This is a genomic window from Lutibacter sp. (assembly GCF_040883305.1).
In the GTDB taxonomy this organism is placed as follows: Bacteria; Bacteroidota; Bacteroidia; order Flavobacteriales; family Flavobacteriaceae; genus Lutibacter.
Genome location: NZ_JBFLKT010000129.1, coordinates 1 through 10,876 on the forward strand (window position 1 = coordinate 1; position 10,876 = coordinate 10,876).

At 28.6% G+C, this 10,876-nt stretch carries 11 protein-coding genes and 1 pseudogene; 6 read left to right on the plus strand and 6 right to left on the minus strand.

Annotation, left to right across the window (positions count from 1 at the left end):
* From AB1Z17_RS03985 to feoB, 6 genes and pseudogenes are all read left to right on the plus strand, one after another.
* On the plus strand, positions 1-716 hold a 716-nt coding region (locus AB1Z17_RS03985; protein WP_368050501.1), incomplete at its 5' end, for a patatin-like phospholipase family protein.
* An 87-nt stretch (positions 717-803) separates the two neighbouring features.
* Entirely contained in the window at positions 804-1,718 is a 915-nt protein-coding gene (locus AB1Z17_RS03990; protein ID WP_368050502.1) for a DMT family transporter, read from the plus strand.
* Positions 1,719-1,807: 89 nt separating this feature from the next.
* Positions 1,808-2,014: a metal-dependent transcriptional regulator gene (locus AB1Z17_RS03995; RefSeq protein WP_368050503.1), complete on the plus strand. Its 207-nt coding sequence runs from the start codon at positions 1,808-1,810 to the stop codon at positions 2,012-2,014.
* Between the two features lie 12 nt (positions 2,015-2,026).
* Positions 2,027-2,467, plus strand: coding sequence for a metal-dependent transcriptional regulator (locus AB1Z17_RS04000; protein WP_368050511.1), 441 nt, complete (start codon positions 2,027-2,029; stop codon positions 2,465-2,467).
* A 4-nt stretch (positions 2,468-2,471) separates the two neighbouring features.
* Entirely contained in the window at positions 2,472-3,509 is a 1,038-nt protein-coding gene (locus AB1Z17_RS04005; protein WP_368050504.1) for a DtxR family transcriptional regulator, read from the plus strand.
* Positions 3,493-5,691, plus strand: a pseudogene (feoB, locus tag AB1Z17_RS04010) (ferrous iron transport protein B). The gene AB1Z17_RS04005 and the pseudogene feoB overlap by 17 nt, the downstream one beginning before the upstream one ends.
* Positions 5,692-5,706: 15 nt before the next feature.
* On the opposite strand, the gene AB1Z17_RS04015 reads toward feoB, so the two are convergent.
* From AB1Z17_RS04015 to AB1Z17_RS04040, 6 genes are all read right to left on the minus strand, one after another.
* Complete coding sequence (locus tag AB1Z17_RS04015) at positions 5,707-6,624, minus strand: heparin lyase I family protein (RefSeq protein WP_368050505.1); 918 nt, start codon at positions 6,622-6,624, stop codon at positions 5,707-5,709.
* Between the two features lie 51 nt (positions 6,625-6,675).
* Positions 6,676-7,086 carry a hypothetical protein gene (locus AB1Z17_RS04020; RefSeq protein WP_368050506.1) on the minus strand — a complete coding sequence of 137 codons (411 nt, stop codon included), beginning with the start codon at positions 7,084-7,086 and terminating at the stop codon, positions 6,676-6,678.
* Positions 7,087-7,373: 287 nt separating this feature from the next.
* Positions 7,374-7,643 carry a hypothetical protein gene (locus AB1Z17_RS04025; protein WP_368050507.1) on the minus strand — a complete coding sequence of 90 codons (270 nt, stop codon included), beginning with the start codon at positions 7,641-7,643 and terminating at the stop codon, positions 7,374-7,376.
* A gap of 189 nt (positions 7,644-7,832) precedes the next feature.
* Complete coding sequence (locus AB1Z17_RS04030) at positions 7,833-8,483, minus strand: response regulator (protein WP_368050508.1); 651 nt, start codon at positions 8,481-8,483, stop codon at positions 7,833-7,835.
* A gap of 52 nt (positions 8,484-8,535) precedes the next feature.
* The gene (locus AB1Z17_RS04035; RefSeq protein WP_368050509.1) at positions 8,536-10,479 is read right to left on the minus strand and encodes a tetratricopeptide repeat protein; all 1,944 of its coding nucleotides are present in this window, start codon (positions 10,477-10,479) and stop codon (positions 8,536-8,538) included.
* A gap of 123 nt (positions 10,480-10,602) precedes the next feature.
* The coding region (locus AB1Z17_RS04040; RefSeq protein WP_368050510.1) for a hypothetical protein at positions 10,603-10,876 on the minus strand (274 nt) is incomplete at its 5' end.

A 10,876-nucleotide genomic window follows, 5' to 3' on the forward strand; every position in this document is an offset into this window, starting at 1 on the left:
ATGTAGGGTTTTTACAAGTATTGTTAGAAAATAACATTCAACCAACAAAAGTTTCTGGAACTAGTGCAGGTGCCTTAGTTTGTGCCCTGTATGCGGCGGGTTATAAAACTGATGAAATGTTGTCTTTTTTTAAACAAACACCTTTGTTAAAACTTTCATTATATGCGTTAAATAAACCAGGCATTATGGATAGCGACAAATACATTGGTTTTTTTAAAGAATATTTTTCTGAAGATACTTTTGAAAGTTTAAAAATGCCATTAACAGTTACTGCAACTAATTTATTAAATGGAAAATTGGATTATTTTAATTCTGGTCAGTTAATTAAACCGTTGATTGCTTCTTGTGCATTGCCTCCGGTTTTTTCGCCTATTGAAGTTAACGGAAATTTATATTCTGATGGAGGTGTTCTAAATAATTTTCCTATTGAACCTTTAAAAAATAAATGTGCTAAAATTTTAGGAAGCTTTGTAAATCCTATTGAAGAAATTGATAAATCTGAGATAAATTCATCTATGAAATTAATGTATAGAGTTTATCATATTGGTTTAGACGCCAGTAATATTAAGAAATTCTCGGAATGTGATTATGTTTTTTCTCCAAAAGATATAGATAAAGTGGGTGTTCTAGACACTAATGGAATAGATAAATCTTTTAAAATTGGGTACGAAAGCGCACAAAAAGAAATTGAAACTATTTTAAAATCTATTCGGTAATATTTTTCTATAAAATGATATTATAATTCCTGTTTTTTTAGTTTAGTTATTTGTAATTTTCAACCTTTAAAATTTATTAATTTCAACTTGGAAAATAAAAACTATAAAGCGCATTTAGCCTTACTTTTTGCAAATTTAATTTACGGAGCCAATTATTTAATAGCCAAAGGTTTAATGCCAAATTATTTTAAACCTTCAGCTCTGGTTTTACTAAGAGTATTTGCTGCGGGTTTGCTATTTTTGATAGTAAAACAATTTGTAAAAGAAAAAGTCGAAAAAAAAGATGTTTTACTATTAGCAGTTTGTGGTTTGTTTGGTATTTCTACAAATATGTTGTTGTTTTTTCACGGACTTAGTTTAACATCACCTATTGACGCTTCCATAATTATGACAACTACACCTGTAATTGTTTTAGTTTTAAGTGCTCTTATTTTAAAAGAAAGAATTACAATTAATAAGTATTTAGGAATTATAATTGGAGGAATTGGTGCTTTAATGCTAATATTATATGGTAAAACTGCCGAAGGAACTAGCTCTTTTTTAGGAAATCTCTTTGTGTTTTTTAATGCATGTTCTTATGGTTTGTATTTGGTTTTAGTAAAGCCTTTAATGAAAAAATACAAACCAATAACTGTAATAAGTTGGGTGTTTTTATTCGGACTAATTTTTATAATTCCGTTTGGAATTAAAGATTTATTTACAACAGACTTCAGCATTTTTACAACCAATACATATCTTGCTTTAGCTTTTGTAATTATTGCAACTACTTTTTTAACGTACTTATTCAATATTTATGCGCTAAGTCACGTACCGCCCTCTGTAAATGGAAGTTATATTTATTTACAACCAGTTCTTAGTTTTATTATTGTAAGTATTTATGCGTATACAATGGAACATAAAGAATATGCTCAAGATATAAATTTAGTAAAAATTCTAAGTTGTTTTTTGGTAATTGTAGGTGTTTATATGATTAGTAAAAAACCAAAAACTAAAGTAATTTAGTTGCAGCTATAATAAGAGTGACGTTACTTCAAAAAATATTTTTAGATTAGTCTAAAAATATCATTACCTTTGTCTAAAATACAGATAAAATGTTATCTCAGACAGAAGAAAATTATTTAAAAGCAATTTATAGTATTGGCTTGCATACGGGTAAAAGTGTAAGCACTAATAATATTGCCAAAGAATTAAATACAAAAGCCTCATCTGTAACCGATATGATTAAAAAATTATCGGATAAAAAACTTATTAATTATATAAAATATCAGGGCGCCAATTTAACTTCTAAAGGAAAATAAATTTCGGTAAGAATTGTACGAAAACACCGTTTATGGGAAGTTTTTTTAGTAAATAAGCTAAATTATGCTTGGGATGAAGTACACGATTTAGCAGAACAGCTAGAACATATAAAATCGGATACTTTAATTGATAAACTAGAGGAATATTTAGAGTTCCCAACACACGATCCTCACGGAGATCCAATTCCAGATAAAAATGGAAATATCAGCCTCAAAAAAACTGAATTATTAAGTGTTGCTAAAAAAAATATTTTATACAAAATTGCAAATGTAAAAGATAACTCAAGGCCTTTTTTGCAATTTTTAAACAAACACTCTTTAGTAATAGATACGGAATTAACAATAATAGATAAATTTGATTTTGACGATTCAGTAACTATTAAATTACAGTTTGGAAACACTTTAACACTTTCAAAAAAAATATGTGCAAACGTATTTGTAACAATAAAATAATACTATGGTAAATCCTGTAACATCGTTACTAATATTTGGAATTATAGTTTTAGTTCTTTTAGTGCTATTCTATCCAAAAACAGGCTTGTATTGGAGGCTTCAAAATAGTTTTAAAAACGACACTAAAATTCTTATTGAAGATATTTTAAAAAAAATATACCATGCTGAAGATAGTGGTAAAACATTAAACAGTAATGATATTATTAATATGCTAAATGCGAGTCCTCAAAAAGTATTGGCAACTATTGCAGAAATGAAAGATAAAGAACTCATTAGTTTTGAAAATGGAGATATAAAACTTAATGAGATCGGAATGGATTATGCGCTTAGAATAATTCGTGTGCATAGGTTATGGGAAAAATATTTATCTGAAAAAACAGGTTTTCATAAAAAAGATTGGCATGAAATAGCCGAAAAAATGGAGCACAATCTTGATTCTGATCAAGCTGAAGAACTTGCTATGGATCTTGGGAATCCGCGTTTTGATCCCCACGGAGATCCAATACCGACAGCCACTGGTGAAATTGAAGCCATTAAAGGGAATCCACTTCCTACTTTTGAAGAAGGAGTTATTGGAACTATTGTTCATATTGAAGATGAGCCGGATATAATTTACAAACAAATTTTAGCAGAAGATTTGCACATTGGATCACATATTCATATTGTTGAGAATAACGAAAAACGAATTATCTTTCATTCGGAAGGTGAAGAGTTTATTCTAGCCCCAATTGTTGCTAACAATATTACAATTGCAGCATTAAAAAAAGAAAAATTTTCGGAAGAAGATACTTTTAGACTTTCCAATTTAGAAGCCCATGAAAAGGCAAAAATAATTGGTATTTCAAAAGAATGTAGAGGTGAAATGCGCAGAAGATTACTAGACTTAGGTTTTGTAAACAACACATTAATAAATGTGGATTTAACAAGTCCAATGCAAAACCCAAGAGCTTATTTAGTTAGAGACACCTCAATTGCCATTAGAAATGAACAAGCCAAATTTATATTAATTGAAAAAATGAACCACCATGCAAAAGTCAACTAATAGCGCTTGTGAAGGCTGTGATTTAAATCAGGCTTCAAATCTAAAAAAACTTGGAGTAAACATAAATAACAACGATTTTGTTGTAGCATTAGCAGGAAATCCTAACACTGGGAAAAGCACTGTTTTTAATGCCTTAACTGGTCTTAGACAGCATACTGGGAATTGGCCTGGAAAGACTGTTTCTAGAGCAGAAGGAGGTTATAGTTACAACGATAGAAAATACAAATTAGTAGATCTTCCAGGAACTTACTCTTTACTTTCTGCATCTCAAGATGAAGAAATAGCAAGAAATTTTATTCTTTTTGGCAAACCTGATGTTACCATTATTGTGGTAGATGCTACCAGGTTAGAGCGGAATTTAAATTTGGTATTGCAAATTTTAGAAATTACAGATAAAGCGGTTTTATGCTTAAACTTAATGGATGAAGCTAAAAGATTAGAAATTGAAATTGATGAAAGAACTTTAGCAAAAGATTTAGGAATTCCTGTTGTACCAACAAGTGCTCGATTTAAAGAAGGAATTCCAGAACTGTTAAAAACAGTGGAACAAGTAGCTTCTGGAGAAATAAAATGTAAACCTCATCGAATAAAAAGTGTACCAAAAAAAATAAACAAAGCAATTGAAAAATTACGCATTGAAATAGAAAAAGAATTTCCAAATGTACCAAATAGCAGGTGGATTGCTTTACGATTGTTAGATGGAGATCAACGCATTATTGAAGCTATTAAATCGGGTGAATTTATTACTGAATAATTTGAAATTATTACAATGAAAAGAAATAAAATATTAACTACTAGTAATGATTTAAGATGGAAAATTGGCGAAGGTTTTCATGATAAATTAACTGAAGGAATTTATTCAGATGCTGCTACTATTGCACAAAATTCGGTACATAAAAGTGGCACTACAAAGCACTTTAGATTCGATCGAAGTTTAGATAAAATTGTAACAAGTAAGTTATGGGGTTTTCCTATAATGATAGCCATTCTTTCTTTAGTTTTATGGTTAACAATTATTGGTGCCAACTACCCATCCGGATTGCTTGCGGATTTGTTAATTGGAAATATCTATCCATGGTTAAAATCAATCACAGAATCGTTGTCTTTTCCATGGTGGTTAAGTGGCTTTTTAATTGATGGTGTGTATCTGGCTTTGGCTTGGGTAATAGCTGTAATGTTACCTCCAATGGCGATCTTTTTCCCTTTATTTACTTTATTAGAAGACTTTGGATATTTACCAAGAGTTGCTTTTAATTTAGATCATTTATTTAAAAAATCTGGAGCACACGGAAAACAAGCCTTAACTATGAGTATGGGGTTTGGTTGTAATGCTGCGGGAGTTATTGCAACTCGAATTATTGATAGTCCAAGAGAACGACTTATAGCAATTATAACCAATAATTTTTCTTTATGCAATGGTCGTTGGCCGACACAAATATTAATAGCTTCTATTTTTATTGGAGCTTTAGTTCCTCAAAGTTTTGCAGGAGCAATTTCAACTTTAGCCGTAATTGGTATTGCATTATTGGGTATATTCTTCACTTTTATGGTGTCCTTATTTCTCTCAAAAACGATGTTAAAAGGAGAAGTATCTTCGTTTACATTAGAATTGCCTCCATACAGACCGCCAAGATTTTGGAAAACCATTTACACTTCTTTAATAGATAGAACATTAATAGTATTATGGAGAGCCTGCTTATTTGCAGCGCCAGCTGGAGCGGTTATTTGGTTAATTTCTAATGTTACAATTGGTGATTCAAATATTGCTAACTGGATGATTTTACATTTAGATGGTTTTGGTTTTCTATTAGGGCTAAATGGTGTTATTCTTTTGGCTTATATTGTTGCGATTCCAGCTAACGAAATTGTGATTCCTACAATTTTAATGTTAACCGTAATGAGCGCATCAATTGCTGGGGTTGGGGAAGGAAATGGTGTTATGTTTGAATTAGAATCGGTTTCAGCTACAGGTGATATTTTAAAAGCTGGAGGGTGGACATTACTTACTGCAGTTAATATTATGTTATTTAGTTTATTACACAACCCGTGCAGTACAACTATTTACACTATTTATAAAGAAACAAAAAGTGTTAAATGGACAACAGTTGCAAGTGTTTTACCTGTAATTTTAGGTTTTATAGTATGTTTTATGGTGGCTCAAGTATGGAGAATTTTAGCTTAAAATCTAGATTTAAACCTAAATTTTTAATTCTTTTACATTAAAATCGGCGAATAACACTTGCTCATCTTGTAAACTGCTGGAGTCGTTTAAACTGCGATAAATTCCCCATTTTGGTCGCATAAAATCTGCATTTGTTTTCCACATTCTAATGTTATCATTTGAATAATCGAATAATAATGTGCTCGTTTTAAAATCTTTTAATTCAATTTTATAAGTACCTGTATCTTTTTCACCATAAATTACAGTTTCAACAACTTCAACCCATTGACCTTTAAAGGGAGATAAATCTGTTTTTTTTAATGTAATTTGGCTATCGGTTTCGGCATATCTTAATTCTAAGTTGTCGGGAGAACCTTTTCTTGTTGTTAGAGTTATCAATGGCATACTATCTTCACTACCTCCAACAGCTTTTATTTGATGAATATGAGTAAAACTGCTAGACGACTTAAAATTAGAACCTATTTTAAATTTCCAAGAATAAACCACTTTTTCATTTTTAACACCTTTTAATTCATCTGGAGATTTATCATAAGTCTTTATTTCATTTCTTTGACGGTCAAATTTTATACATCTATCATTATCAGGAGTAGTATGAATATAAAATCTAAATACATTTTTATTAAGGTCTGCATCAAAAACTTCATCAATATGCCTTCCAAAAGATTCGTGACTGCAATCTGGAGTTTCAACAACATTATAACCAGGTGCAAAAACACTATTTATAAGTTCATACGTGTTTCCTTCTCCTGTTGCTTTTAATTTAATTTCTGAAAGTATTGTATCTGTTTCAGGTTCAGGTTCAGGTTCAGGTTCAATCTCAATTTCAATTTCAGTCTCAGGAATAACAATTTCTTCAGCTTTTTGACAAGCGAGCAATAAAAATAAAACCGTGATGTTTAAAAGTATTATTCTACTATTTATTAAAAATCTCATTTGAAAACTGTTCTTATTTTATGCTAAATTAAGTAATTAATAATTATAATTTTATTGCAATCCCCTTTTTTTATTGGTATACATAATTAGAAAAATAATAGCAATAACTAGTAATACAACATAAATAAAATTATGAAGTACAAATAAAATACTATTAAAAATAAATCTGAGAATTTTCCAATTGTTTTCAGGTTCATAAGGATTTTTAAAAGAGAAATTTTCGAAAGGGATATTTAAATCTGATTTTGAAAATATATCAATTACGTTAAAATATAGTTCAGATTCTTTTACAACTGCGTTAAAATTAAAATCTGCAATTTTTTTGGTATAAGTAATTATTAAATTATCATCGGGTTGCAATCCATAATTTGTTAATTGAAAGTGTACTATATTTTGTTCTAAATTAATTTTAGGATTTGCTGGTACGGAAACTTTACAATTTTCAATAGAAATAGCATCCATAAATTGCACATAAAAATCACCTTTTTCTATAGGTGATTTCCATAAAGACCCCGTTTCAATTAAATAAATAAACGCATTTTTGTAATCGTTTGTATAACCTTTTACTGTTTTAGAATTATTTGTATTTACTAAAAAATGTACTGTAAATTTTATGATTTTTTTTGGTGGAAAGGTTAATTCCCAAACATACCAGATTTCGTTTTCAACATTTGGAGATAGGAGTAAAGGAATTTCAGTTCCGTTTATTGCTCCCTTAATGTTGTATAAATTGTCAAAAACAACTTGGTTTAAATTGTTTTAAAAGCAGTTGGAGGAAATACATTATTAATGGGATAACCAACTTTTATGGTGATACTATCTTCAGTCGAATTTAAAAAATTATACTCGCCTTTTACCACTGCAAAACCTTTATATAACTGTATATAAATTGCCTCAGATTGCATTTGAATTTTTTTGTAGACTAAGGAATCTTCTTCGAACAGTAATTTAAAACTTCCGCTTCCTCCAGCTCTCCAAATGCCAGGCTGAGAAGCATTAGAGCATATTAAAAAGCTCAATATTAAGAGAACGAATAGTAGTATATTATTTTTGAGAAGTTTCATTTTAATAAGACTATAATTGTTTTTCCTCAAAAGATTTATTGGTTGAATTTCCAATAAATTAAAGTTTAATAGCCATTCTTAAAGTTACTTAAAATAATTGCTAAAAGTTATAAAATATGCCTAAAAAAAGAACACTAAAACTAATTATATAAGTTTATGTTTTCTAGCTTTTGAGACTGCTTCCATTTTGTTATGAACTTGCAATTTTTTATAGATATTCTCTATATGTTTTCTAACTGTTGATGGGGAAATAATTAAATTATCGGCAATTTCGTTGTAGTTTAATCCTTTGCTTAGATGTTCTAAAATTTCAGTTTCTCTGTTGGTAAGTTTTATTTTTTCAATTTCATCTACTGTGTTAATTACAATAGGATTTCTTAGTAATTTTAGTGTTTTTAATGCAATACTTGGCGTCATTGGTGCACCTCCATTTACAACTTCTAAAATACATTTATGCAAATTTTCGGCATCAATTTCTTTTAATAAATAGCCATTTGCACCAGCTTTTATAGCGTTAAAAATGTTCTCGTCATCGTCAAAAACGGTGAGCATAATAATTTTAATGTGTGGGTATTTAGATTTTATAATTTCCGTTGCTGTGATGCCATCCATTTCGGGCATTTGTATATCCATTAATATAACATCAATATTATGATTTAATTCTAGTTTTCCAATTAGTTCAGCGCCATTAACACCTTTAAATTTATAGTCTAAATCATTAAAAAAGGATAATTTTTCTATAACAGCTTTTGCTAAAAAGCTATTATCTTCTGCTATGGCAATTTTAAGATTCATAGATTGGATATTTTTAAATTTAAGTAAAACTAATTAATTTACAATTTTAAAGCTATACGGCATTTGTCTTATTTTTTGAACATGTAATTTTTATAGACGTTCCTCTGTTTGGTTCAGAATTAATTGTAATACCTCCGCCAATTTCTTTAATTCTACGTTCCATATTTTCTAGTCCGTTTCCAAGTTCTATGGTATTTATGTTAAACCCTTTACCATTGTCGGTTATTTCAAATTTAATAGTTTCCTTATTTTCTGAAATGATTATATTTATTTTAGAAGCTTCAGCATATTTAATGGCGTTGTTTATGGCTTCTTGAAAAACTCTAAAAATATTCATTCCTTTAATAGAGGAGAAGTTAAGGTTACTTTGTATTGCTGAATTATAATTAAACTGAATATTAGTTGTAGCAGATTTTGCTTTTTCAATAAAAGCTAATAAGCGCGACTGAAATTCTTCAAAAGTAATTTCGTTTTTATTCATTGCCCAAATAGTATCTCTTAATTGCCCAATGGTTGCACTTGCAAATTGATTTATCTCCGAGAGTTTGTTTTTTAGTTTTTCATTAGTGGTATCGGTTAAAAACTTTAGATTGTCTATAGATGAAATTATAAATGTAATTTGTGAACCAATATTGTCGTGTAAATCGCGTGAAATACGCAAACGCTGGTCTTGTAATTTACTATATGTTTGGGCTTCTTTTAAAGCTAGTTTATTTTTATATTCTCTTTTTTTATGTTGTTGACGTTTGTATAAACCAAAAGAAATAATAGAAAAGAACAGCAATCCAGAGCCTAATAATAAGGCAGTTAAGTTTTTATTTTTAATTTCTAATTCATTTTTTAATAGTTGTTCCTTTTGTTGTGCTATTTCTTTTTCACGTTGTGCAGTATCATATTTTTCTTGAATTTCTGCAATTTCTTTTGTAATACGTGTATTGAAGATTGAATCTTGAGTTCCAATAAATAATTTTTGATAATGCAAAACACTATCTGTATTTTTTTTAAAGGCAAATAAAGAAAGTAAAGATTTATATGAATTCATTTCTTTTTCCTTTGCATTAATTTTTTTAGATAAAAGCAATCCTTCACGCATAAAATTTTCTGCCTTTGTTATGTTTCCTGAACTTAAATATAAATCTCCTAAATTCAAACTAACACTAGCTACACCATAAATATCATTTAGTTTTTTTCGAATTGTTAATGATTTATCAAAATAAGAAATAGCTTCTTTAAAACTGTTATAATCTTTTAAGATTGCACCATAATTATTGTACAAAGTTGCTAATTCTTGTTCATAATTGTTAGGTTCAGCTATCTCAATTCCTTTTTTATAGTATTCTAAACTCTTAATTGTATCCGATAAAAACAAGTAGGCATTTCCAATATTTGTATAAGAATACGTTAATCCAAAATTATCTTTAATTTCAGTTCTAATTTTGGCAACTTCTAAATGTTCATCAAGGGCTTTATTGTATTGTTTTAAGTTAAAGTAGATATTGGCAATATTGTTTTTAATAAGCGCAATGTACCTTGTATGTTTTGCATTTTCATAAATTTCTAAGGCTTTTGTATTGTAAAAAATTGCTGAATCCATTTTAAAGATTCGTTGATATGAGATTCCCATTTTATTATATAAACTTCCTATTCCTAAAGTATCTTTTAGTTTTTCTCTTAAAGAGAGTGCCTTTTTATAAAATGAAATAGATGTATCAAAATTTGAAAGTTTATAATGAATAATACCAAAATCATTATAGGCTTGTGCCTCACCAAATAAGTTGTTAGTTTTTTTAGATAGGTCAAGCGCCTGCTTGCCATAATAAAAAGAAGAATCAGTTGAAATATTACTATAATACCAACACAAATCACCCAAAACTTTTACTTTAGTTGAGTCGGAAATTGGATCTTTTAATAGTATTTTTAAACTATCAATTACATTTTTTTGTGCGAAAGCAGATAAAAATACAATTGAAAATAAGATGGTTAGTTTTAATTTCATGCTATATTTTTAAAGCAATATACAAAAAATTGTAAGTGAAATAATTTAATTTTTGATTTCAAGGTAGCATTTTTAAAATGGTTTTTCATTTTTTATAATTCGAATTTCAAATTTTTAAGTTTCTTAATTATAGGTACTATAATATTCAATTAAACCTGCAGCACGTTCTAATTTATCTACTGGAATTGGTACACGAACTTCATCAAAAGTATAGCCTTTTCTTGCTCGCCAAGCAATTTCAATTTCCAGTAATTTTAAACCGTTTTTGCTGTCAATTATTTTCATGTTTTTTATCCATTTTTTATCGGCATATAAATCTATTCTTCTTATATTAATTGTAATATAATTGGTGTAAAATTTTACAAACGCTATATTTTTAATAGGTTTTAAATAAGAA

Excerpts from the sequence above, each read along its gene's own strand:
- AB1Z17_RS04020 (WP_368050506.1), bottom strand. The coding sequence starts at position 7,086 with ATGGATGCTATTTCTATTGAAAATTGTAAAGTTTCCGTACCAGCAAAT.
- AB1Z17_RS04005 (WP_368050504.1), top strand. The coding sequence starts at position 2,472 with ATGGTAAATCCTGTAACATCGTTACTAATATTTGGAATTATAGTTTTA.
- AB1Z17_RS04015 (WP_368050505.1), bottom strand. The coding sequence starts at position 6,624 with ATGAGATTTTTAATAAATAGTAGAATAATACTTTTAAACATCACGGTT.
- AB1Z17_RS04035 (WP_368050509.1), bottom strand. The coding sequence starts at position 10,479 with ATGAAATTAAAACTAACCATCTTATTTTCAATTGTATTTTTATCTGCT.
- AB1Z17_RS04030 (WP_368050508.1), bottom strand. The coding sequence starts at position 8,483 with ATGAATCTTAAAATTGCCATAGCAGAAGATAATAGCTTTTTAGCAAAA.
- AB1Z17_RS03995 (WP_368050503.1), top strand. The coding sequence starts at position 1,808 with ATGTTATCTCAGACAGAAGAAAATTATTTAAAAGCAATTTATAGTATT.